At 55.2% G+C, this 24309-nt stretch carries 23 protein-coding genes; 7 read left to right on the forward strand and 16 right to left on the reverse strand.

Going from position 1 to position 24309, the window contains the following annotated elements; all coding sequences use genetic code 11:
• Window positions 1–135: 135 nt before the first annotated feature.
• The 6 genes from WC598_RS13570 to WC598_RS13595 all read right to left on the reverse strand — a co-directional run bounded on the left by WC598_RS13570 (window position 136) and on the right by WC598_RS13595 (window position 8077).
• A complete protein-coding gene (locus tag WC598_RS13570; RefSeq protein ID WP_372962042.1) occupies window positions 136–528 on the reverse strand; it encodes a hypothetical protein in 393 nt (130 codons plus the stop codon).
• Between the two features lie 499 nt (window positions 529–1027).
• Window positions 1028–2614, reverse strand: a complete 1587-nt coding sequence (locus WC598_RS13575) for a PKD domain-containing protein (RefSeq protein WP_372962043.1) — start codon at window positions 2612–2614, stop codon at window positions 1028–1030.
• Between the two features lie 1444 nt (window positions 2615–4058).
• Window positions 4059–5267 (reverse strand): ABC transporter permease, encoded by a 1209-nt coding sequence (locus tag WC598_RS13580; RefSeq protein ID WP_372962044.1) that lies wholly within the window; start codon window positions 5265–5267, stop codon window positions 4059–4061.
• A complete protein-coding gene (locus WC598_RS13585; protein ID WP_372962045.1) occupies window positions 5264–5944 on the reverse strand; it encodes an ABC transporter ATP-binding protein in 681 nt (226 codons plus the stop codon). Before WC598_RS13585 ends, WC598_RS13580 begins: the two co-directional genes overlap by 4 nt.
• Before the next feature lie 10 nt (window positions 5945–5954).
• On the reverse strand, window positions 5955–7295 hold the full coding sequence (locus WC598_RS13590; protein ID WP_372962046.1) for a hypothetical protein: 1341 nt from the start codon (window positions 7293–7295) through the stop codon (window positions 5955–5957).
• A gap of 410 nt (window positions 7296–7705) precedes the next feature.
• On the reverse strand, window positions 7706–8077 hold the full coding sequence (locus tag WC598_RS13595) for a hypothetical protein (RefSeq protein ID WP_372962047.1): 372 nt from the start codon (window positions 8075–8077) through the stop codon (window positions 7706–7708).
• Window positions 8078–8213: 136 nt separating this feature from the next.
• On the opposite strand from WC598_RS13595, the gene WC598_RS13600 reads away from it, so the two are divergent.
• The gene (locus WC598_RS13600) at window positions 8214–8696 is read left to right on the forward strand and encodes a YkgJ family cysteine cluster protein (RefSeq protein WP_372962048.1); all 483 of its coding nucleotides are present in this window, start codon (window positions 8214–8216) and stop codon (window positions 8694–8696) included.
• Window positions 8697–8742: 46 nt separating this feature from the next.
• Here the strand turns inward: WC598_RS13600 and WC598_RS13605 are convergent, their stop codons facing one another.
• The 10 genes from WC598_RS13605 to fhcD form a co-directional block, all read right to left on the reverse strand.
• The gene (locus WC598_RS13605) at window positions 8743–9711 is read right to left on the reverse strand and encodes an isocitrate/isopropylmalate dehydrogenase family protein (RefSeq protein ID WP_372962049.1); all 969 of its coding nucleotides are present in this window, start codon (window positions 9709–9711) and stop codon (window positions 8743–8745) included.
• Window positions 9712–10509: a hypothetical protein gene (locus tag WC598_RS13610; RefSeq protein ID WP_372962050.1), complete on the reverse strand. Its 798-nt coding sequence runs from the start codon at window positions 10507–10509 to the stop codon at window positions 9712–9714. It abuts the gene before it with no gap.
• Window positions 10506–10976, reverse strand: a complete 471-nt coding sequence (locus WC598_RS13615) for a 3-isopropylmalate dehydratase (protein ID WP_372962051.1) — start codon at window positions 10974–10976, stop codon at window positions 10506–10508. Before WC598_RS13615 ends, WC598_RS13610 begins: the two co-directional genes overlap by 4 nt.
• Window positions 10976–12187 carry an aconitase/3-isopropylmalate dehydratase large subunit family protein gene (locus tag WC598_RS13620; protein WP_372962052.1) on the reverse strand — a complete coding sequence of 404 codons (1212 nt, stop codon included), beginning with the start codon at window positions 12185–12187 and terminating at the stop codon, window positions 10976–10978. Before WC598_RS13620 ends, WC598_RS13615 begins: the two co-directional genes overlap by 1 nt.
• Window positions 12184–13311 carry a homocitrate synthase family protein gene (locus WC598_RS13625; RefSeq protein ID WP_372962053.1) on the reverse strand — a complete coding sequence of 376 codons (1128 nt, stop codon included), beginning with the start codon at window positions 13309–13311 and terminating at the stop codon, window positions 12184–12186. The genes WC598_RS13620 and WC598_RS13625 overlap by 4 nt, the downstream gene beginning before the upstream one ends.
• Window positions 13292–14563, reverse strand: coding sequence for a thiamine pyrophosphate-dependent enzyme (locus WC598_RS13630; protein ID WP_372962054.1), 1272 nt, complete (start codon window positions 14561–14563; stop codon window positions 13292–13294). The genes WC598_RS13625 and WC598_RS13630 overlap by 20 nt, the downstream gene beginning before the upstream one ends.
• The gene (locus WC598_RS13635) at window positions 14560–15528 is read right to left on the reverse strand and encodes a radical SAM protein (RefSeq protein ID WP_372962055.1); all 969 of its coding nucleotides are present in this window, start codon (window positions 15526–15528) and stop codon (window positions 14560–14562) included. Before WC598_RS13635 ends, WC598_RS13630 begins: the two co-directional genes overlap by 4 nt.
• A complete protein-coding gene (gene mmp11, locus WC598_RS13640) occupies window positions 15510–16406 on the reverse strand; it encodes a methanogenesis marker protein 11 (RefSeq protein ID WP_372962056.1) in 897 nt (298 codons plus the stop codon). The genes WC598_RS13635 and mmp11 overlap by 19 nt, the downstream gene beginning before the upstream one ends.
• Window positions 16390–17346: a tRNA(Ile2) 2-agmatinylcytidine synthetase gene (locus tag WC598_RS13645; RefSeq protein ID WP_372962057.1), complete on the reverse strand. Its 957-nt coding sequence runs from the start codon at window positions 17344–17346 to the stop codon at window positions 16390–16392. Before WC598_RS13645 ends, mmp11 begins: the two co-directional genes overlap by 17 nt.
• 89 nt (window positions 17347–17435) lie before the next feature.
• Window positions 17436–18320 carry a formylmethanofuran--tetrahydromethanopterin N-formyltransferase gene (gene fhcD / locus WC598_RS13650; RefSeq protein WP_372962058.1) on the reverse strand — a complete coding sequence of 295 codons (885 nt, stop codon included), beginning with the start codon at window positions 18318–18320 and terminating at the stop codon, window positions 17436–17438.
• Between the two features lie 276 nt (window positions 18321–18596).
• Between fhcD and WC598_RS13655 the strand changes: the two genes are divergently transcribed.
• Genes WC598_RS13655 through WC598_RS13680 form a run of 6 tightly spaced genes read left to right on the forward strand, consistent with a single transcriptional unit; the run spans window position 18597 to window position 24178 of the window.
• The gene (locus tag WC598_RS13655; RefSeq protein ID WP_372962059.1) at window positions 18597–18863 is read left to right on the forward strand and encodes a 4Fe-4S dicluster domain-containing protein; all 267 of its coding nucleotides are present in this window, start codon (window positions 18597–18599) and stop codon (window positions 18861–18863) included.
• Window positions 18864–18884: 21 nt separating this feature from the next.
• Entirely contained in the window at window positions 18885–20060 is a 1176-nt protein-coding gene (locus WC598_RS13660; protein ID WP_372962060.1) for a 4Fe-4S binding protein, read from the forward strand.
• Window positions 20061–20065: 5 nt separating this feature from the next.
• Entirely contained in the window at window positions 20066–20647 is a 582-nt protein-coding gene (hdrC, locus tag WC598_RS13665; protein ID WP_372962061.1) for a CoB--CoM heterodisulfide reductase subunit C, read from the forward strand.
• Window positions 20648–20653: 6 nt separating this feature from the next.
• Window positions 20654–21577: a CoB--CoM heterodisulfide reductase subunit B gene (gene hdrB / locus WC598_RS13670; RefSeq protein WP_372962062.1), complete on the forward strand. Its 924-nt coding sequence runs from the start codon at window positions 20654–20656 to the stop codon at window positions 21575–21577.
• 10 nt (window positions 21578–21587) lie between these two features.
• Entirely contained in the window at window positions 21588–23717 is a 2130-nt protein-coding gene (locus tag WC598_RS13675) for a 4Fe-4S dicluster domain-containing protein (RefSeq protein ID WP_372962063.1), read from the forward strand.
• Entirely contained in the window at window positions 23717–24178 is a 462-nt protein-coding gene (locus WC598_RS13680; RefSeq protein ID WP_372962064.1) for a hydrogenase iron-sulfur subunit, read from the forward strand. Before WC598_RS13675 ends, WC598_RS13680 begins: the two co-directional genes overlap by 1 nt.
• The last annotated feature ends 131 nt before the right edge of the window (window positions 24179–24309 follow it).

Raw genomic sequence — 24309 nt, forward strand, 5'->3', positions numbered from 1 at the left:
GGTTTCAGGGACCGGTGCTCCGGTCTCTGTGGTTTTATGGATACTGATCCCGCATCACCCTCTCGGGTTATGAAACCTGTCGGATCATGCGGGGCTGGATTAAAAAAATGGTTTAGTGTTCAAAGGTGTACCGCATCAGGATCCGGACGGGGGTGTGCCTGAAGGCGGAGTGCCGGAGGGAGCTGACCCGTCGCCACCGGCTGGCGGGGTACCTGACGGAGGAGTCCCGGACGGGCGTGTGCCATTCATCTGCATACCGTCGGGAGGTGTCCCGGAGGGTGCGCTGGCAGACTGGTTGAGCTGGGGTTTGTCGCCACTCTTTACCTGGTCAGATGACCCTGCGGCTGATCCGCTGGCAGGCTGTTCTGCCTGGGCGGTTTTTGTAATCTGTGCCTGGGCATTCGCTGATGCTGAACTACCGCTCGACTGGGTAGTTGAACTTCCGGAATCCTGGGTACAACCCGTGACAAAGATTCCCGCGATGAGAATTGCTGATGCGATCAGCATAAGTATACTGCTCTTTTTCATAGAATTCGTCTCCCGAAATATCACCGCGGTAAAAATTTCGGTAATCCGCGTGAACACTTCAGCATTGCCTGTAGTCAGATCCGGTTTTTCCCGATTCTGGAAGGCAATGTGTCAGTGCACCCGGAAATGCCGGTTGCGTTTCCGTCTTACATGCGATGGATACTTCAGCCATGGTGATTTTTTCTATCGTCTTTGGGTAATGATCTCCTGAAAGGAGGATTATCCGGAATCCCAATCGATTGGGACCGTATTATATTCCACGCATAAGGGGGGTGATATAATGCAATCCTGACGGCATTAATTGAACCGGGGAGTATACATTATGCCAGACAATCTCGTACCAGAGGTCCAGAGGGAAAACCCCTTTTACATCCAGAATGCGTGACGATCATCCGTATTTTCACTTCGACGTAGGTAAGCCAGCCATCACAGGATAGAGGTACATTCCCATTCAACTGAAAGGGGATGGCAGGATCCCCATAAGGGGATTTTGCATGACTTACAGCTCCCGGCCCCGGGATCTCCTGGGCCCCCGGGGGGGTTTCCTTCTGAGGGTTACTATCCCGACACACAGAAGGATCACAAATACGATCCCGATAAGGGGAAGTAAACCGGAGGATTCACCGGATCCGGATACGCTCTGGTTTACAGCGGCGGTAACCGGGAGGGGAGTGGTTGTGCTTGTTGCTGCAGGTGCGATCGTTGCTGCGAGGGAAACTGGCACGGTTGTCGGCAGGGTCGTGGCTGCCTTTCCGGACACTACAATATAATCATTCACCGTTTTGGTCCGGCTGCCCCCGGCATTGGTTGCTGATAGGATGACCGTGTAGGAGCCGGCAGTGGAATAGGTATGGGACGGATTCTGTTCGGTCGAAGAGATCCCATCGCCAAAGGACCACTGCCAGCTTGTCGGGGAGTACGAGGAGGTGTCAGAAAACTGCACAGTCAGGGGATACGTCCCGGTGGTAACGTCCGATGTGAACGACACGACCGGTGAGGTAATTGAGGTGACCGTGACAGACCCGGTTTTGGTTGTTGTGTTGCTTCCCGCAGAATTCGTGGCAGTAAGACTGACTGAATACGTGCCGGTATCGGTGTACTCATATGTCGGGTTCTGGTCGGTCGAGGTGCCACCGTCGCCGAAATACCAGTACCAGGATGTCGGCAAATTCTCTGACGTGTCTGTGAACACGATCGCAAGAGGGGCTGTACCGGTTGTTGTATTTGCGGAAAATGAGACAACCGGGACCGCATAATATGCGGTTATGAGCCCGCTCTGCGTGAACGTGTTACTTCCCCCGGTATTTGTTGCAGTCAGGGTCACCGTATAGGTTCCGGCAGTGGTGTAGGTATGCGAGGGGTTCTTATCAGAAGAGGTTCCGCCGTCCCCAAAGGACCAGACCCAGCTTACCGGGGAATTTGTCGAGGTATCAACGAACTGGACGGCCAGGGGAATTGTTCCGGTTGTGGACGTGGGGACAAAGGATGCAACAGGTTCGGATGACGATACACTTACCGTGATAAAGCCGGTCCTGGTCACCGTATCGCTCCCCCCCGAATTCGTTGCAGTCAGGGTCACGGTATAGGTTCCGGCAGTGGTGTAGGTATGCACGGGATTCTGTTCTGCCGATGTACCACCATCCCCGAAAGACCAGGCCCATCCGGTGGGAGAGTAGGTCGACGCGTCAACGAACTGGACCCCAAGCGATGCAGTTCCCGAAGAGATATTTGATACGAATGTGGCCGTTGGCGCGGTTGACGCCTTGATTGTCGCGATGTACCCCGTCCTGGTCACCGTATCGCTCCCCCCCGCGTTCGTTGCGGTAAGGGTCACCGTATAGGTTCCGGCAGTGGTGTAGGCATGCGAGGGGTTCTGTTCCATAGATGTTGCTCCATCCCCAAAGGACCAGATCCAGGCAGTCGGCGTATTCGTGGTTGTATCAATGAACTGGACGCCGCAGGGGAGGGTCCCCGAGGTAGTATTCACGACAAATGACGCGGCTGGTGCTGACACCGCTGACACGGGCAGGACGAGAAGCACGGCCAGAATAACAAGGCAACCAGCACAGACCGGTATCGGTTTCATGGGATCGCTCCCAAAGACCGTAATGGTACAACAAATCCGGGATGTATGGAGGGTAATACAGGCTCTTTCATGAAAACCTGTTCTTCACGAGGTTATTTATTATCGGAATATAGGAAAGGGATATAATATGCCGGAATGGTGAATAATTGAACTCCTGAGTGATGGACACCCCCAGTCTGTCGCATTTCCCTTTTTTATCACACGGGCGCAAGCGATCCGGCACGGTTTTAGGGATCATGGTAAGACGGCCCAACAGACCGGGGCGAAAAAAGATTACTCAAAGAAGAGGATTCAGCTACCGGTGCGGGGGTCAGAACACCGGGTAGCAGGGATTGAACTGATGCAGAATTCTGGTCTTGGGAAAACGGGTAATCCAGACAGGGTCTGACCTGCTTTCCTCCAAAGGGAATAATGCCATATTCTGCATTCCTCTCATGAGATCTGTGCCTTTATCCTCATCTGGGTTCTCTTCTCTCCTGTATCTCTGTGCAGTCTTGATAGTATCTGTGCTGACCCCCGCCCGTTACGGTACATCCGGGCCGTTAGTCATCGTTGATACCCACGCGCCGGTCACAGGAAGGGTTTGGTACGGATGCTGTGTCAGACGGCGGGTATTAAGGTACGGTTTCCCACATGGGGGACTTTTCACATCACCTCCTCATCCGGATGATTGCCAGTCCGTGGCAGTCACCATGAGATACGATAGGCACGGGGTATGTTATATTCGCAGTATGGTGATCGTGTAATAATGAATCCCCGGCGGGATTAATTGAACACGGAAGTATAGACAATCAGCATGGAGAAACAGGATCTTTCGTCACGGATCCGCCACGGGGGTGGGGGGGCTTCAGTTCCCGTCATCATACCATGAGAGGTGTATTTTCAAGGATACCGGTCCCGTGATACGGATACTTTGCAATGTGAAGACACAGGGCATGTAATAATGCGATATCGGTATTATGCAACAACACATCGGATGTTTTCTCCAGACCGTTTTTTCAGCCAGGGTCTGCTGAAAAATTTTTCATCGCGATCAAAGGGTGTTAGTAAACCTGCCTACAGTTGGATAATTATCCTATTGTAGGATATTTATCCAACAGCAAATCATTTTCTCCGGGGTGAGCCGGCCGGCCGTTCAAGCAGGGGTCGATTGAAAAATTTCAGGCAGGGGCTGAGGGGTCGATTGAAAAAAATTTGCCGGAGATCGATTGCGATCCAAAAATCTGCGCCACTCATTGCGATACGGACACGCAATCCCATAGATTCCCGCAGAAGAAAATGTGTCATAGGGAGATAATTTCAAGATCTCCGACACCCCCGGGGGCACCGGTTGGACCCTGCCCGCTCCGGGAAAAAGAGCCGGCCCCGGGAACCGGTTACGGTTCTCGGGGTTATGGGACAGGAGGGGACATTGCCCCCGGCATTGCGTTGTCCGGCCTGCGCATCATTCACTTCGGAGTGCATCAATCGGATCCATGTTCGAGGCCCTCCAGGCCGGGTATAACCCGGAGATCACACAGACAACGATCCCGATTAGCATACCTGCGGGGATGTAAATAATACTGTCCGGCAGGAAGAAATACTCGGTTGTTCCGATCATGTAACTCACCACCGAATACCCGATGATGAGACTGCCGATTCCTCCGATAACGGCCCCGAGGACACCCAGGATGAATGCCTCGTACAGGAACATCCGGCGCACCTCCCCGGATTCTGTTCCTATGGAGAGCAGGATACCAATCTCCTGCACCCGTTCCGTGACCGACATCATCATGACATTGAAGATACTCGTGGCCGCGACTAGGAGCGAGATGCCCCCTATTGCAAGGATGAACGTGGTCATGGTGCTCAGGGTCGAGGTGATGCTTGAGAGCATGGTACTTGCATCAGAAACACGCACGACCGGTGTTTTCTCATTGGTGTTGAGCTTCGCGTCAATTACCTGCTCGGTTCCTGTTATGGTGTCAACATCTTTTACGATCACGTTGACCTGGGGATACTCGTATTCCCCGCCGTACTCCTTGACGTACCATTCATCGGAAACTACGATGGCGTTGTCGGTCCTGACACTGTCCGCGGCCTGTCCCCGTTCCTCGAGAATCCCGACGATCTTTACTTCCGAACGTCCGGTTTGGGCGGATCCGATCTTAATCTTGCTCCCGAGTTTCAGGTTGAAACTCGATGCAATCGTTGATCCTACAAGAGCGTCATTCGCCCCTTCGATATTCGTCCCGTCCACTATCGTGAGGAACGCGGTTATGTCCGCAGGGTCGATCCCGTAGACCGTTCCCCTGCCCGGAGTGGAGCTTAACGTGAATTCCGTATTTGTCGAATAAATGGGGATGACATGACTGGCATTTGTTCCGGCAGCAACCTTGATCTTGCTCAGCTGGGCCTTGGTTATTACCGATGATGCGGAGGAGGAGGACGGGCTGGATCCCGGTGGGCCCATCCGGACCGCATCCGGTGTGATGACAATGGTATTTGCCCCGGCGGATAGCTGGTCTTTTGTCTGGAGCTGCATATTGGTCCCGAGCATTCCCATTGTGGAGATGGCTATTACCCCGATAACAATACCGATTGAGGCCAGAATTGAACGCAGATAATTCAGGCGTACACTCCGGACCGACAGGTCGAAGAAAATATCTTTCATGATTCTGCAATCCTCCCGTCTTCAAGCCTGATTGTCCGGTGTGCATATTCCGCGATCTTGGGATCATGGGTCACGATGATGACCGTCTTTCCCTCCTTGTGGAGGCCACAGAGGATCTCCATGATCTGGGCACCGGTCTTCCGGTCAAGGTTGCCGGTCGGCTCATCACAGAGAAGGATCTTCGGGTCGTTGACAAGGGCACGGGCAACCGCCACGCGCTGCTGCTGCCCTCCGGAGAGCTGGGTGGGTCGGTGGGCACTCATTTCCCGGTTGATTCCTACGGCTTCGAGGAGAGAAGCGGCTTTTCCGCTGGTGTCCCTTTTCTTGTATTTCAGGATGAGCGGGTATTCCACATTCTCGTACGCCGAGAGGAGCGGGATTAGGTAAAATTTCTGGAAGATGTACCCGATGATATCCCGGCGCATGTGGGTCCGCTCAAGGCTGGTTAATTGTGCCACATTCCTCCCGGCAATGTGAAGCTCTCCTGACGTTGGTACATCAAGGATCCCGAGCTGGTTCATCATGGTTGATTTGCCGGAACCCGAAGGTCCCATGATGGCAACAAAATCATTGTCCAGGATGTCAAGCGAGACATGATCCAGGGCAGTGAAATCACCGGCCTCGAGATGATATACTTTGGATACATCCGCGAGCCGGATAAGAGGGGTATCGGTCATACTGGACCCCTCACTGTTGTTTCTTCAGCTTTGACTGGAGCCACTTTCGTTTTTTATACAGGACGATCCCTACAACGAGGATGATCCCCGCGGCAATCACCGGGTAAAACGAGCTGAGGCCGTTGCCTTTGCTGCTGAACAGACTGGTGCTCTGGCCACCGGGGCCACCCATTCCACCGGGGCCGCCGGCCATCATCCCGGAACTCACGGAAGATCCAGTTGTCGTGCCGGTTCCGCTTGTACTGCCACTCAGAGATCCTAACGAGGTGGTGAGGTCCAGGGTTTTTGTGAGCTTGTAGAGTTTTCCATCAGCGTTTTTCCAGCTGATAATTAACGGAACTGACGACAGATCCGTTGATGTAAACGTCAGTTCGAAGCTACCGGAATCATCGGAGGCCAGGCTGCCGATGGCGTATTCGGGATAGGTTTCAGTACCTTTCGCAGGGGAACCAACCGAAACAACAAGGCCTTTTGCATCCGTGACACCCGAGTTGGTGATATCGCCGGTAAGGTCGTAGTAAGACCCTTTGGATGTAAGGGCGAGGTTATTGATGACGGGCACTACCGATGTCGTATCATGGTCGATAATTACAGGGAGAACCGTATCAAGAGTGTGTTCGACATCTCCATTCATGTAGCTGACATGGAATGTGAGGTTGGAATCCTGACCGGCTTTGACCGTGAAAGGAACATCAACAGAGTCGTGTCCACTCAGCGAATAGACGTACTGCTGGGAGGGCTGTACCTCAAGGCTGTTTCCTGACGGGGTGACAAGGATGTTTTTCAGGGTGCCGGACCGGACGTTGATGAGCGTTAAGTTGACGGCCTCATCCTCACCCTGGGAGAACGTTGTTGGTTTTCCGGATACGGTTGACTGAACTTCGCGGGAATCCACCTTGATCCGTATTGGGTAATGAATAGAGTTCCCGCTCTTGGTTCCAACTGTAAACAGTGCATAGTCGGTTCCATCCGGGGGATCAGCAGTGACAACAAAGGTATAGGTCATCGTTGCTCCTGCCCCGATGTAACTCATGGTGTCCCACGAGTCGAGGGTTTTTACATGGATCTTGTCACTGAGGAGATCCGGATGAGACAAACCAACAGCCGAAGTCCCTGAATTGGTAAGGGTAACCGAGATAGCACATTCTTCGTACGGGTACAACACTTCCGGATCCAAAGTCACGTTGGTGACGCAGACCTGCGCTGCTGCATCAACGGATGTCGATGAATCCGAAGTCGAGGATGATGTCGAAGTAGACGAGGTTGTTGATGTACTGTCAGTTGCTGCCGATACTGCCGATACCATCAGCAGCACCAGGATACAACTGGCAAAGATGGTTTTTATTTTCATGGTTCCTCCATTGATTCAAAGACCGGCTTTTCCTGTGCACAAGGGAACCCGTACAGGGGTTCATCATGCCGGTGCCGGCGTTGCCTGTATCACGATGTCAGGAGGAACTCATATATTGGCACCATGAGGGTACGCCAAATATTGCCTCAAAACGGGAATAATTGAACCTCGCGGTTACATATATGAAAAACAGGGAGGGAACCTGTTCCAGAGGGTTTTTTACGGGATAACCTGCTCCAACATCCATTCGTTACCCTGGAAATACAAAAGAGGGTTGCGCAGGATAAGATAATCCATGAGGCAGTAATTCCATCAGCCATCGCTCCACGAACGTTCCCGGCTAAGAATAAGCGATACAAGAAGATTTTAAAATTCCTCGCGGGTCCAGGATGTTACCCAAAAGGAGAGGTTCATCCGGATTTCCGGAAATTTTTCGCAATAAACCAGAGACCAAAGATGATCAGGAAAAGACCGAAGATGTACGGCCAGAACTGAACCGGTGCCCAGACAAAACTGATACCGATAATGATCATGAACAATCCGATAAAGGCCGATATCCAGTGGCTGCCATTACCGCAACACGATATGCCCTGACCCTGTCCGGAACCTCCAGCGGCGTTTACGAAAGCTGATGCAAGGAAGCCCAGACCAAGACCGATGAGAACCCCGGATGCCGGGTAACCGACGATCAGCCCGACACCAAGACCGAGGAGTATCCCCGCAGGAATGAGAAAGTGCCTGCCATGTTGTCTTCGTTCATCCCGGTCTTCATTTTGTGTCATGCGAAAAAATGTACTTTGGGCGGTAATAAGAGTTGGTACAGGAGCGCCATTTTCCGGATTGAGGGGAAAAAAGTCCCCGCACATATCGTTCAATTTATTCACCTTCCCACAAGAGATGGATCACAAAGGTGGGTTTGTGACATTTACCTGTCAGCAGTGTGGGGAGTGCTGCAGCACCATGGGGGAGGTCATCGAGATCCTCGAGGAAACGACACCCCTGCACTTCCGGATTGGTTACACAACAACCGGTGAGGAACGGCAGGTTGTAGTTGATCCGGATAAAAGGGATCTGTTTCTGGGACGGGCTGCAACCACAACGCGTTCCCTGTCATGCCCGTTCCTTTGTGAGGCTTCCCAGGGACGGATCATCTGCACCGTCCATTTGTCACGCCCAGACCTGTGCCGCCAGTATTCCTGCTTCCGGATACTTGTACTGGACGCCAAAGGAAACCGGATCGGAAAGGTGATGGAATCCACCCGGTTCCTCAGGACCATGGACCACGGCCTCCGGGAGGTCTGGGACCGGGAAATACGCGATGTGCAGATCGCAGATGAGTCGGTCTGGGAAAAATGTACTGAAGACGTGCTTGTCCGCAACGGGTACCGGATAATAAAATGAGGGGGAGACCGGGAGAATAACCCGGTGTCAATCATTGAAAAAGAGTTCAGGCCCGTTGCTGCAGCACATTGAGAACCGCATTACCAAACTCCCGTGTCCCGGCCGATCCGCCGAGATCGCGGGTCATGAACCCCCGGTCGAGAACGGTCTCAATTGCAGATTCCACCCGTACGGCACCGGCTTTGTCACCCACGTAATCGAGAAGCATTCCAGCACTCCGGATTGCAGCTATCGGGTTTGCGATATTCTTCCCGGCAATATCGGGTGCGCTGCCATGCACCGGTTCAAACAGGGCATAGTGATCGCCGATGTTTGCGCTCGGCACAAGACCGAGCCCCCCGACAAGATACGAGGCAACATCGGAAAGGATGTCACCGAACATGTTTGTCGTGACGACAACGCTGTAATTCTTCGGGTGCTGGAGGATGTCGAGCGAGAGGGCGTCGATGAACTTGTCGTTATACGCGATCCCGCCTGCCCTGGCTTCGGCAAGACAGATGTCCCGGAAAAAGACATCGGACTTGATGACGTTGGCCTTGTGGCCGATGGTCAGGAGACCCACCCGCTCCTGTGCCAGCCGGATCGCGGTCCGCACGATCCGTTCAGTCCCGTGCCGGCTGACCACCCGCAGCGTTGTTGCCCGGTCCGGCCCGGTCTCTTCGATGCCGGAGTAGAGCCCCTCCGTGTTCTCCCGCACAATCATGATGTCGAACCCGTCTCCTTTGACCGGCCGCAGGTTCGCATAGAGATCGAGCGCTTTCCGGATCCGCAGGACCACGCTCTGGTAGTCCTTCATCGGAGGGGTTGTAATCGCCCCGAACAGGATCGCATCCGCTTCCCTGAGTTCGCGGATCTCCTTGTCGGCGCACGGGCAGCCGGTCCGCTCCCACATGCCGTACCCCACTTCGACAGGGAAAAAATCGAACTCCGGGTGCAGCAGTTCAAGTACCGAGCGGGCAACCGGGATCACTTCGTGGCCGATGCCGTCTCCTTCGACAACCGCAATTTTTGTCATTCAGTTCCTCCAGCGAAAGACCAGTTCTGTCACCGACCGGTAGATCTGGACCGGGTCGGCACCCCAGTGGACTATGGAACCCGTCTTCCCATGCCAGCCAGTCATGCCTTCGCGCTCCGAGCGGCAGCACCGGGCAATGAACGGTTCCTCCTGCACGGATTCGAGGGGGCAGATATTTTCAAGATGGAAATTGGTGCCGTAACATTCCGTGTAGAACTGGGATGCGGTAAGGCAGCCGGCAACCTGTTCCCCCCCGTGCATGGGATCGGCATCCAGGGTTTTTGAAAACCCCGACGCCCGGCAGGGATAGACATCGGCATGAATGGCCGAAATGTCCCGGACATGGTGGCAGAACCGGACTGAGAGGCTGCCAAAAAGGCCGGCTGATTCCAGTTCCCGGATACATGCCGACAGGCTTGGCCGTGGGGGGGTCACGTCATAGACGTGGAGGGTTAACAGACCGGAGAGATCCGGATCGAGGATAAAGGTCCGGTTCTCATCGAGACTGGTGAAGACCGTGCACCGGTACCCGGAGTCACGGGCAAGTTCGAGGAGCCTTGTCCGGTTATGGATATTGACTTTCTCCGGGTAATGATACACATCCCGGGGTCCGGCAAGAACCTTTAACGAGAGGATGGCCCGCATCATCCCTTTTTCGGAAGGATCCAGCACGACTTCCTGTAATTCTGTCCCATTCGGGGTTTCCCGGAGGAGATACCGGCTCAGGAAGTAGACCTTGTCGTCACAGGGTTTGGTGGAGGCGAGGCCCACGTACTTGCAGTGGTCGGGAAAGATCATGGGTGAGCTCTCCAGTATTCCACAAGGCCGCCTGCTGCTAGGATCTCCTGCATCCGGGGCGAGAGCGGGCGGACTGAATACCGTTTTCCGGCAGCATCCACCCAGCCGTCCCGGATATTGAAGGCAATTTTCGTCCCGTCACTGCATTTCAGGTCCGATTCAATGAGCGGGAGACCAACATTGATGGCGTTCCTGAAAAAGATCCGGGCAAACGTGGGTGCGATCACGGCAACAACTCCGGCTTCCCGGAGGGCAACGGTGGCCTGCTCCCGGGACGACCCGCAGCCGAAATTCTTCCCGGCAACGATCACGGAGCCTTTCAGCCGGGGGGCAATGGTGGGATCGAGATCTTCAAAGACATGGGCTGCCCAGATGCTCCGGTCCTTGGTCCGGAGGTACCGCCCCGCGATCACGAGGTCGGTATCGATATCCGCCGGCAGGCAGACCGCGAGGCCTTCGCCCTGCATCAGGCCACCTCCGGCACGGTTATCTCGCCTTCGAGAGCGCTCGCAGCGGCTGTCGCAACCGAGGAGAGATAGATCTCCCCGCCGACACCCATGCGGTTCTTGAAATTCCGGTTCGCCGTGGAGAGACAGACTTCCCCTTCGCCGATTACGCCCTGGTGGTAGCCAAGGCAGGGACCGCACCCGGGGGTGCCGATCGTACAGCCTGCTTCAACGATATCGGCAAGCACGCCGGTCCGGATCGTCTTTGCAAGGATCTCGGCAGAGGCAGGAACAACGATGGTGCGCACCGCAACGTTCTTTCCCTTGACAATCCGGGCAAACCGTTCCAGGTCGGAATACCGCCCGTTGGTGCAGGTGCCGACAAAGACCTGGTCGATCGGGAGGCCGGAAATCTGAGCCACCGGCTTTACCGTATCCACCCGGTGGGGGATGGCAACCATCGGGACAATATCGGAAAGATCGAAGTCCAGATCCTGCACATAGGCGCAGGGTTCCGGAACCTGTGGTACAACATCGTGGCCCCGTTCTTTGAGATACCGTACGGTTGTCTCGTCCGCATAACAGAGGCCGGCCTTTGCACCGGCTTCCACCGAGAGGTTGGCAAGGACAAGACGGTCATCCATTGCGAGATTCTTCATCCCGTCACCCACAAATTCGAGCGCCTGGTACGTTGCACCATCAGTTCCCAGTTTTCCTACATAGGAGAGGGCAAGATCCTTTGCCTCGGCGGCACCGGTAAATTTCCCGGTGATGTGGAGTCCCACCGATTCCGGGACCCGGAACCAGGTCTCACCGGTCAGCCAGATGGCAGCCATGTCGGTTGCACCGACACCGGTGGCAAACGCACCGAATGCCCCGAGCGTAACGCTGTGGGAATCGGCCCCGACAACGATCTCACCAGGCAGAACGACACCTTCGCTCATAAGCTGGTGACAGATGCCCCCGCCGACATCAGAGAACTGCATGAACGAACTCTTTGCAAACCCGCGGAGCTCGCGCTGGAGGGCGGCGGTCGTTGCGTTGTTCGCGGGTGCGATGTGGTCGAAGAAGATAGATAATTCCGTAGTCTCGGCAAGGTGGCCTGCACCCATATTCTTCCAGGCCTCGAGTGCCAGGAGACCGGTGCCATCGCAGGCAAAGGCGCGGTCAACCTTCCGGTCAACATATTCACCGGCTGACGCACCAAGGATACGTTCGGAGAGGGTGCTCATGCAGGGAACTCCTTTGCCTGCCGGATCAGGCCCCGCAGGATTTCCGGCGTGATGCTGCACTTGTGCTCGGACTGGTCCTTGACGAGATCGAGCACCCGGCAGATCTGCTTGTCGGTAAGTTCGCAGCCAAGGGATGCCACAACGTGTTCGAGCGCTTTTTTGCCGGTGTGCTTCCCAAGGATGAAGTGCCGCTCCCCGCCTACCATGCCGGGAGGGAAATACTCATACGTGGAGGGATCTTCAAGAATTGCTGCAATGTGGATGCCGCTTTCGTGCGAGAATGCCAGTTCACCGGTTACCGGCTTGTTCCGGGGGAGTGTGATTCCGGAGTATTTCTCTACTTTATGTGACAACGCGGTCAGCTGGGTCAGGTCGTACCGTTCGATGCCGGCCTTCATACGAAGGGCAACAAGCACCTCTTCGAGCGAGGCATTTCCCGACCGCTCGCCGATCCCGTTGACCGTGGTATGGAGCTGGAACGCCCCGGCCTCGGCAGCGGTGAGCGTGTTTGCCACCGCACATCCCATGTCATTGTGGCAGTGGGCGCAGAACGGGCGGTCCACCGAGGCAACGAGATCGGTCATGATGCGCTGCATCTCGGTCGGGATCAGGCATCCCACGGTATCGGCAAAACTGAGCAGCACGGCCCCGTGTTCAGCCGCCCTTCGGTACACCTCTTTTAAGAACGGAAGATCGGTCCGGGATGCGTCTTCAGCGGCAAACCTCACCTGCACGCCGTGATCGCGGGCAAAGTCGATCATTTTCAGGGCGTCCTCAAGCACCTGTTCGCGGGGTTTCTTGAACTTGAGCCGGACATGGAGTTCGGAAGTAGGGATGAAGATGCTCACCATGTCAACATCGCAGTCGATTGCGGTCTCGATATCGGGTTTACGGGCCCGGGAAAAACCGCAGATTCTGGCATCGAGCCCCAGGTTTGCGATAGTCTTCACGCACTGTTTCTCATGCGGAGAGACTGCCGGGAAACCGGCTTCAATGACCTCGATGCCAATGGCATCCAGCGTCCGGGCAATGTCCACTTTCTCTTCGCAGGAGAACGAAACTCCCGGTGTCTGTTCGCCGTCCCTCAGCGTTACATCGCAGATCTCAACATTCCACGGTTTCATGGCTGCATCCTTCGGGACAGGTTCCTTCAACAACCAGCGTGCGTGGCCTGTCCCCGGCCACGAGCTCTTTTTTCAGCATCGTTACATCCAGTGCATTGCAGACAACCGGGTCCGCCCACGCCAAGTAGGGAAGCGGATCGCAGGTGGGCTGTTTCCCGGTCATCGCCGTGCAGCGGTTCTTCATCACGATGCACAACAGCGGGAGCCTCTTCTCGTACACATCAATCAGGGCATTGAGGCCGGAGTGCAGGAGGGCATAATCGCCGATAAGGGCAACACCTGTACTCCGGGCGGCAACCGCAATACTCGCACCCATACCATAACTGGCAACCCCCAGCTCGTATGGCGGAGTCATCCCCAGCACCGAGCACCCGGCATCGCAGATCATCAGCATGTCCCGTTCCCTGAGGATATCCATCATGCCCTTGAACGGGCAGTTGGAACAGAACGTGCGGTAAAATCCCCGGTCTTCCATGGCCTCCGGCCGCTTCTGCGGTACCGGTGGCAAAAGCCCGCGATGGTCGCGGACAAATGTCCTCCCGTACTCGTTGACCGTGCTCATCTGCGCTGCCCGGGAAGGAAGTGGGTGGACCGTCACGACCCGGGAATTTCCCGGGGCGGGCCCGGCTCCCAGGGGTTCGCCGTTCCAAGTATTCAGGGTCGACCTGTTGGACCAGTCAAACATTGTGCGGTACAACTCCTCGGACGCAGTCACCCGGCCGTTCATGGTCCAGGTTCGCGGGGAGAGCCGCCCTTTCCCGTCAAGCCTTGGAACAACATCAGGGCAGACATCCGCATCAAGGATTGCAGGCGTAATGCGGAGCAGTGCAACCCGGGAAAACTGTTCCGAGGCCTCGAGCGCTGCTTCCATACCGGCATAACAGGTGGTCTCGTCCGGTTCGATAACCGGAAGTTCGGCAAGTTCCCCGTAATACCGGGAATCCTGGGCAGTCTGCGAGCCGGCCGCATCGGGATCGTCACCAGCCACGATTACGACTCCACTTATAAGTCCCTGCGCTGCGGCCTGGAGAAGGGGATCGGCACAGGCATTGACACCCACGTTCTTGATGATGACCGCTGCCCTCTTCCCGCTGAGCGAGTCGCCCAGCGCATATTCAAGAGCGGTCTTCTCATTGATCACCATCTCTGATCCGGTCAGCCGGCCGAGATCCGTGACCGGAAACCCGGGGACCGTATATTGCCGGTCGGTATACCTGCAGACGGCGTCCACGAGGGCATCGATCCCTTTCATGCATCCCTCCCGGGCACCAGGTCGCAGCCTGCACAGTTCGTGCACATGGTGAGTGCCTGCCGTGCATCGAGCCCTGCTTCGGCAAGGGCCCGTTCGTGCATTCCGAACGCTTTCTTCAGCCGTTCTGCGGAGGGACGGGACGTCCCGGTCATACCGGCAACCGGATTGAGCGGACGGATTACGGGGATCACGCCATGGGATGCCAGTTTCCGAATACAGGCATCCAGTTCCCCGTCGGTCTCGCCAAGGCCGATCAGGACGTTGGAGAAGACACGACCTTTACCGAACAGTTCCACGGACCGGTCGAGGGCCCGCCAGATCTGGTCGTAATCCAGTCCAGGGCACATGGTTTTAAAAAGATCCGGAGTCGCGGCTTCCAGGTTGAATTTCACTTCAGTAACCCCGAGAGATTTGAGACGGTCGGGAGTTTGATCCGTGGGGTAAATGGAGACACCGATGGGAAGGCCGAAGAACAGGAGATGTTTCACCACTTCGAGCACGTAGACCTCCTCTTCTTCAATACTCGAAAGGACGCCGCTTGTGAGGGAGATTGCACTGATCCTGTGGCGCACCGCCTCGACCATTGCCATTATTTCTTCAATGGTCTTGCGCCTCCCGTTCTCTCCGGGAACCGGGCAGTAACGGCATTTGAATATGCAGCATCCCGTAACAGTGATGAATGCCTGGTCGGGGCAATGGCACCCTGGCTTCAGGAGCTTTCCCGGAATCAGGTTTCCGAGATAATACAGATCCGCAACCCCGTCTCCCCGGTGGGCAATCTCGATGGTGCTTTTTGGATTCAGGCCGAATTTTACCCGGTGGCTGCCCATGGCAAAGAAGACAGCTCCCGCTCCCCCGGCGCCGGGGCCGGCTGTCGATTTTGCGATGTATTCCCCGGCAGGTTCACCGGTAAGCCGGGCCGATCCCACGGCAAGCAACTCTGCTTTCAGATCTTTCCAGTGCATAGTTCCAGCGCCTCCTGATAGTTCGTGTAAAACGGGATGGCAGCAACCGCTCCGATAATTCCCCGCCCGTTCATGATGATCTCCAGGTTCTCATCCCTGAGAGAATCCAGGAGCCCGGGCTCCACTTCCCCACGTTTGACGTTCCTGCCAAATGCAAGCAGTTCTTCGGACGGGGTAAACCCGGTATACACGGCCATACCGGTCTTCTTTGAAAGTGTGTACCGTTCCAGCAGGGCATGGAACCGGTCAACCAGCCCTTTAGGATCGGACGTTGCAAACTCGGCAACAAGGCCCACGCAGTTCTTGGTACGGTAGGGAACCGGATAGAGCTGGACAATCGTGTGCGAGAGGTACACGGATTGTTCGTCCTCCACGGCTTTTGCGATATTATGGACAAGCGTCCAGGTCGCCCCTTCTTCAGGTGTATCGGTGTCGTCAACGCCAATGAGCACCCGCTGCATGCGGGGAAGCCAGAGGGTGGCACCGGCAACTTTTCCTCCCCCGGCCGGGTCGCTCCTGCTCCGCAGGACACCTTTGGCATCCGACCGGCAGGCAGCAGCACCCACGCCACCGCCACCCATGCCGATATAGGTAATCGCAATCTCGGAGGAATCTACCGTGCAGGCAGAGATGCCTGCCGGGAACCGGGAACCTTCAAGCGCAAGATTCACCGAACCGGGACTGATCCGGTACCGGGTGGTCGATCCAACGCAGCGGACATCCTTGACGATTGGACTCTGGGCATAGTGGTGCTGCGTCCACATCGCACCACCGACACATTCAAAGAACTCCACCAGTTCCACATTTTTACCGGACGCATCGGCTACTGCAACGATCTTCGGGTAATGGATAACGTACGGTTCAGAGATGTTCGCCATACAACCCCGCCGCTTCGATCCCTTCATTACCCCAGAGCACGGCCCCGAGAGCCCCGATGCGCCCTTTCCGGCCATTGCGGTCGATGAATATAATTCCGAGAGCCTTTGCCTCCCGCTCCGCCTGCTCAAGGGTCAGGATCTCAGTCTTCACCCATTTGCGGGCAGGCGACTCAACAGGAAAGGAGAGGCCCCGGTACACCGATATACCGGTATCTTGGGAAAAGGTATTCTTTTCCACAAACGTCCGGACAAATTCCAACAGTTCAGAAACTTTTCCCGGCCTCACCGCAAAGTTCAGGGCAGATCCAACACAGTTGGTTGTCTTATTGGGAACCTCGGGATTGAGCTGGACGAGGCGCATATTCAAAAATTCAACGCCTTCGATGGCACAGGCGCCAGCACATTTGAGGGCCATAACCCAGGTCGCCCCCTCGGTTTTCGTATCGGTATCATCGATCCCGATACATACTTTCTCGTATCGCGGCGTGACGATCCGGACGTGGTTGGTCCGGGCACCACCGATCTTCAGGTCATCTTCCGTGGGGTACTCTGCCCGCAGCACGCCGGGGGCCTGGGGGAGACAGGCCGCAACACCCACACCGGCTCCGGCAATGCCGGACCAGGTAGTGATGACCTCGTCTCCGGAAACCTCGACACCCTCAAGAGCCTGGCCACCGATAGAACCTGCAGCTGCACCAAAATTGACCGGGTGCTTTCCCAGCCGTGCCTGGATCGTCATGGAGGCCCCCTCTACGACAACCCCGCTCACGGCTCCACCGGCCCGGCGCCGGTTCATGGCATCCCATTCAATGGGGCCACGGGCCCTGCACTGTTCAAGAATCTCGGCCCTGCCGGCACGTTCGTCCACCATCACGAGAAATTTCTGGGCAAAGAGCGGACCGAACCGCTTCTTCACGTCGTCGGGAGTCAGGGTGATCATGTTATCGCCGAAAATTTCGTTAACAAAATAATCGGCAATAACTCTATTTATAGAAATCGAAACGTTCAGAAAATTTTCACAAAAAAAAGTTAAAGGACCTTGTGAAGGTCGATCTTGAACGGTCCGAGCGTGCCGCCAAAGTTACCGGCCGAGATGAACTTGACACCGGGCACCATTGCGGCTGCCCTGACACCGGCTCCCATTGCGGCTGCCACGGATTTCTCGTCAACACCATCGATGACAATCTCGTACACTGCCTTGATACCGGCAGGTATCTTAGTATCCGCAACTTTCTCGCGAAGGGTCGGACAGTACTTCTCGTTTGTTGAAGCAACCATGAACTTGTACTTCAGGCTGCCAACTTTCGAGCCGCTTGCGACAATGCCACCCGGGAAACTGGTGATGACACCGGGGACGGCATCGATTGCCCCGACTGCCGCCTCGGCACCCATGAGAGCAGCCATCTGGTTCTCGCCCATGACAAAGAAGTTACCGCCGGCAACACCCTTGACAATGCCGAACTCTTCTTCGCCAATGTATTCACCGTTCATGATCGGGATGACCCAGCACTTGCGTCCGCCTACCTCTTTCTGGTACTCGTATCCGTCGCCGAAGAAGTGGAGCTTGACCGGGATCTTTTCCTCGGCAGTGGTTATGCCGTTGAAGACAGCCGTTGTCGGTGCAGTAAGGACACATTCTGCAAGGCGCTCAACTACCTGCTCCTTGAGTTTCTTCTTGCTCGCACAGATCAGGATTGCAACACCGGGTCTCCCGTCGGGAGTCTCGCTCGCGGGGACATAGCCTTCGATGCCTGCCTCGCACGGGCAGCCGATAGCAGATGTGGCAAAGCCGGTTGCCTCGGTTGCTGCTTTCTTTGCCCATTCCTTCGTAACTGCAGTAATAATAATACGGCACACCCAGGTGGGGAATGCCTCTGCATAGGTATCGTCGATTGTAACGCCGTTGATCTCCATATGATAACCTCCGGTACTACAAAGGTACCATGATGGTGGTTGAATAAATTTTCTAATTTGATTTATGGGATCAGAGCGCACGTAAGCGCATATAATATCCCCAAAAAAGTACACCAGATATGATTGATATTTATAAACCGTATATAAACTAAAATTAAAAAACTTCAATAAATTGCCCAATTTTTACGGTAAATTTCAGAACATTTATCTACATTCTTCTACCACTTTTTGTTAGTCGATTTTAGAATCGATCATAGCTGGTGCGTGAAAAGCTGAATGGCATTTGCAGTGCACATAAACATGGAACGTTGTACTGGCTGTAATAATTGTGTAGTTGCATGTCCTGTGGACGCATTAGAGCTTCACACGGTGGATCCTGTTTCAACAGACAAGATCTACAATGTCAGGGACGGGAAATCCGTTGTCCTGGACTTCAGGGGGAAGCTCTGCGCCGGGTGCGGCGTTTGTGTTCATGCATGCCCGTACAGTCTTATCAGACTTGGAGGCCCTTGGGAGTCCAGGTCCGCAGTTAAGGTACAATAAAAACCACGTGAGGGTTATTTCATGGCATTGTTTCCAAAGTTTTCTAAAAAGAAGGATGGAGTTAACGTAGTGATGGAGCAGAAACTCCTTCAGAACGTTAGCAACCTTATTCTCAATGCAGAAACCTGCACGGGATGCGGTATATGTGTCGAGGCATGTCCTGAGGAGGCAATCGTTCTCGGGCTTGTCGGTGCGACAAGGCGTGGCGCAATCAATTACGCTGCCCCTATTGATGTAGACGAAACCAAGTGTTCATATTGTGGTGTCTGCGTCATCATGTGCCCGTTCAATGCGCTGACATTGAAGGTGGACGGACAGGAGAGACTCCCAATCCTTGAGAAGGAAGGGTTCCCGCAATATGATATGAAGGCGGAGATAAATGACGAGAAATGCGTCAAGTGTACCATCTGTGAAGAGGTATGCCCGAGGGATGCAATTGATCGCAATGTCCCTGCCTACGAGGGAACCTACAAGGGACCGGTTGCAGGCGGAAAGCCCAAAGCAGCCGCAATGAAGAAGAAGACAACCTTTACCGTGGACAAGGAGAAATGTTCGCTCTGCGGCCTCTGTGGTGCACTCTGCCCCGCAATCGTGGTGAAACACAAGGAATTCACCGCCGAAACCGGTAAAGTTGAAGGTGAAGTGGTCTGGGACGAGACGAAATGTGATGCCTGCAAGGTGTGCGTTGAAGCCTGCCCCGAGGAATGTATCACCGTCGAACGCGAGATCATTTCCGACAAGGTTGACGGAAAGGTCAGCATAATCCAGGACAACTGCTGCACCTGTACATGGTGCTCAAAGAACTGCCCGACCGAAGCTATCACCGTTGAGAAGATTTTTGAGGGCGATATCGAGTTCCACGCGGAGAAGTGCCCCGGCGGCTGCTCCACCTGTGCCGACATCTGCCCGGCCAATGCAATCTACCTGCCCTCTTCAATCCCCGCTGCAGACATGAAACTGGACAGCATTGAAAAGAACATCGCCGTCAACAAGGACTACTGTATCCTCTGCGGCGCCTGTGTCAATGCATGTCCCGGTGAGGATATTATTGTCCTGAACAGGACCGGTATCCGCATAAAGGGCAAGGAGACCGACCTGTTCAACAAGATCAAGGCGAAACTCTGCACCAAGAGAACCTCGAAAGTTAAAGAGGAAATCTCCGGACAGGTCAACCTTAAAGTGATGGAGAAGGCGTGAGCAGTATGGCACGAACAAAAGGTTACCCCGAAGCGCTGGAGAAGAAACTCCATGATCAGAGATACTTCCGCGAGGACTCAAACCCCGAATTCACCAAGAATGTGAAGGCTATCTCACGCACCATTGCCCACATGTGCTACCAGTGTGGTACCTGCACCGGCTCCTGCCCGTCAGCTCCCCGGAGCACCTACCGCATCCGCAAGTTCATGAGGAGAGCGGTCCTCGGGCTTGAGAACGAAGCACTCACCGACCCGGATCTCTGGCTGTGCACAACCTGTTACAGCTGTTCAGACCGCTGCCCGCGTGACATCATCCCAACCGATGTCATCATGTCCATGAGAAACCTCGCTTTCAAGAGAGATATCGTCCCGGTCAACTTCTTAAAGACCGTTACGGCTATCTACGCTTCAGGCCACGGTGTGCCAAACAACGATGTCAACCGTGCAGCCCGCGAGAAACTCGGACTCACCCGCGACCCGCCAACCACCCACATGTATCCGGAATATATGCCCGGCATCCGGAAGATCCTTGACCACTACAAACTCAAGGCCAATGCCGACCGGATCATCAAGGAGAGGGAGGGATAAGATACCATGTCTGAATCAGGCGCTAACCACAAGTTCGCATTCTACCTTGGATGCATTGCCCCGAACCGGTACCCCGGTGTCGAATCCGCCTCCATCAAGGCCATGAAGAAACTCGGCGTCGAGCTCGTTCCCCTTAAAGGAGCAAGCTGCTGCCCCGCACCCGGTGCATTCGGTTCGATCGATCTCGCCGTATTCTATGCAATGGCAGCCCGGAACCTCGTGCTTGCCGAGCAGATGAAGATGGACATCGCCCTTGTCTGCAACGGCTGTTACAAGTCGATCTGGGAAGTCAACCACAAGCTCAAGCACAACAAGGATCTCCGCGATGCCGTCAACGAAGTCCTCAAGGAAGTGGACATGGAGTACAAGGGTACTATCAATGTCTACCACACCGCTGAGCTTCTTTACAACGACAAATTTATCGGCGTTGAAAAGGTCCGCGACAGCGTGACAAACCCGCTTACCGGTGCACGTATCGCCGTCCACTACGGCTGCCACCTGGTCAAGCCCCACAAGGACCGGGAGTTCGAGAAGGAAGTCATGCTCAACACCGAGCACCCCATGTGGATGGAAGAACTCGTTTCAGCCCTTGGCGCAACCCCGGTGGAATACCGCAACAAGATGCAGTGCTGCGGTGCCGGTGGCGGTGTCCGCGGGTACGATATCGTGCATGCACTCGATATCACCAACGAGAAGCTGATCAACTTAAAGGAAGAGAAGGTGGATGCACTCACCGATATCTGCCCGTTCTGTCAGCTCCAGTTTGACCGCGGTCAGATCGAGATTCAGGAGAAGTTCGGCGTTACCTACAACCTGCCGGTTCTTCACTTCGCTGAACTCCTCGGTCTTGCACAGGGAATGAGTCCGCAGGATCTCGGGCTTGATCTCCATGGGATCAGCTGCGAGCCGTTCCTGCAGAAGGTGCTTTGAGGTGGTAAAGATGGTAGAAAAGAAGAAAGCAACCACCAAGAAAACCGAGTCCAAGAAAGAGGACACCAAGAAGGTAGCTCCCGTGAAACAGGAAGTCAAGAAACAGGCACCCGCGGCCGTCGGCAGCACCGCCAAGCAGGAGGCACGTATCGGTGTCTTCATCTGTCACTGCGGTACCAACATTGCCGGGTCAATGGATATCGATGCCGTACAGGATGCCTCAAAGGCCGTCCCGAATGTAGCCTTTGTTGACAACTACAAGTACATGTGTTCGATGCCCGGGCAGACGGTCATTCAGAAGGCAATCAGGGAACACAAGCTGACCGGTGTTGTCGTCGCAGCATGTACCCCGCGTCTCCACGAGCCAACCTTCAGGACAGCCACCAAGGATGGCGGCCTGAACCCGTTCCGGTTCGAGATGGCAAACATCCGTGACCAGAACTCGTGGGTGCACATGCACGACCGCGTTGGGTCAACGGACAAGGCAATCGATGCCATCAAGATTGCCGTTGCAAAGGCAGCACTCCTTGAGGATCTCCACCCGAAGTCAGTGCCGGTTGAGAAGGCAGCCATGGTTGTCGGTGCCGGTGTTGCCGGTATGCAGGCAGCCCTTGACCTTGCAGCAGCAGGGATCAAGACCTACCTCATCGAGAAGGACATGAGCATCGGCGGACGTATGTCCCAGCTCGACAAGACCTTCCCGACCCTCGACTGTTCGCAGTGTATCCTCACACCAAAGATGGTGGATGTCGGCAGGAGCGAGAAGATCGATCTCATGACCTGGTCCGAGGTCCATGAAGTCGAAGGCTACATCGGTAACTTCGATGTCACCATCCGCAAGAAAGCCCGCGGTGTGATGACCCCCAAGGAAGCCGAAGCCAAGGGTATTGTCGGCGGTGGCTGCAACGGCTGCGGTGACTGTGAGACAGCCTGCCCGGTTGTCAAGCCCAACGAGTTCGAAATCGGCATGAAACCGAGAAAGGCCATCTACGTCAACCACCCACAGGTCGTCCCCCTCATCTACACCATTGACTTCGACTCCTGTGTCAAGTGTGGCATCTGTGTCACCGCCTGCGGTCCCGAGAAGCGGGCAATCGACCTCGAGATGAAGGACGAATTCATCAAGGTCAAGGTCGGAACGGTCATCCTCGCTACCGGGTACGACATCTTCCCCATCGAGAACAAACTGGAATGGGGATACAAGCGGTACGAGAACGTTATCTCAAGCCTTGAGTTCGAGCGGCTGATCTGTGCATCCGGTCCAACCGGCGGCCACCTGGTACGCCCGAGCGATGGCGAGACCCCGAAGCGGGTTGCATTCGTACTCTGTGCAGGTTCCCGTGACAACACCGGCACCGGCAAGCCCTACTGCAGCCGGTTCTGCTGCATGTACTCGCTGAAACACGCCCACCAGATCATCGAAAAGATCCCGGGATGCGTCCCCTATATCTTCTACATGGATATCCGGTCGTTCGGTAAGATGTACGAAGAGTTCTACTACCGTATCCAGGACGAAGGCGCGAAGTTTATCCGCGGCCGTGTCGCCAACATCATCGAGGACAAGAAAACCAAGAACCTCCATGTCATGACGGACGACACGCTCCTCGACCGCCCGGTCGATGTGGAAGTCGACATGGTCGTGCTCGCAGCTGCAATCCAGCCAGCAGCGGATACCAACCGGACCCGCAAGCTCTTCGGAGTCTCCTGCTCAATGGACGGATGGCTCCTTGAAGCCCACCCGAAGCTGAACCCGTGCGGAACCACCACAGCCGGTGTCTTCCTTGCCGGTGTCTGCCAGGGACCCAAGGATATCCCTGACACCGTAGCATCAGCAGAAGGTGCAGCATCAGCAGCCAGCATCCCGATCCACATGGGAGAAGTCGAGCTCGAGCCCTACTTCGCCACCTGTATCGAGGAGAAGTGCGCAGGCTGCGGCATGTGTGTCAACCTCTGCCCCTACAGCGCACTTGCGCTTGTCGAGAAAGACGGACGGATTGTCATGAATGTCACCGAGGCCAAGTGTAAAGGCTGCGGTACCTGCGGTGGCTTCTGCCCCGGCGGTGCAATCTGGATGAACCACTTCACAACGCCACAGATCGTGGCACAGATCGATGCCTTCCTGCTCGGAGGTGAACAGTAATGTCTGCACCAGGAAATTTCTCAATCCCTGAAAGAGGCCCCGGTATCTGGCAGCCCAAGATCCAGGGTATCGTCTGCAACTGGTGTTCCTATGCCGGTGCGGACCTTGCCGGCGGCGGTCGTATCCAGTACCCGCCCGACATCCGGATTGTCCGTGTCATGTGCACAGGACGTCTCGACTCCCTCTTCGTACTCAAGGCCTTCGCCGATGGCGCTGATGGCGTTCTCGTCTCAGGCTGTCACTTCGGTGACTGCCACTACCTTGAGGGCAACTACAAGGCAGCGAAAAGGATGTTCATGGTCAAGCGCTTAATGAAGAGCATCGGCCTTGACGACCGCCGCTTCAGGATGACCTTTGTATCGGCATCTGAAGGCGCAAAGTGGGGTGCCGTAGTTACCGATGTGGTCAACACCATCCGCGAACTCGGACCCAGCCCCCTCACAGAGTTCAAAACCAAGTGATTCAGCGTATGTGCTGAACACGATCCCCACCCATTTTATATTCACAGGCACCGGCCATTGTCACAAGGAAGAATCTGATGTGACCGGGTGGGGATACATCAGCACGCAATCCTTTTTTGGGAGATTTTAAA

Origin of the sequence: Methanoregula sp. (assembly GCF_041645475.1) — an archaeon.
GTDB lineage: Archaea > Halobacteriota > Methanomicrobia > Methanomicrobiales > Methanospirillaceae > Methanoregula.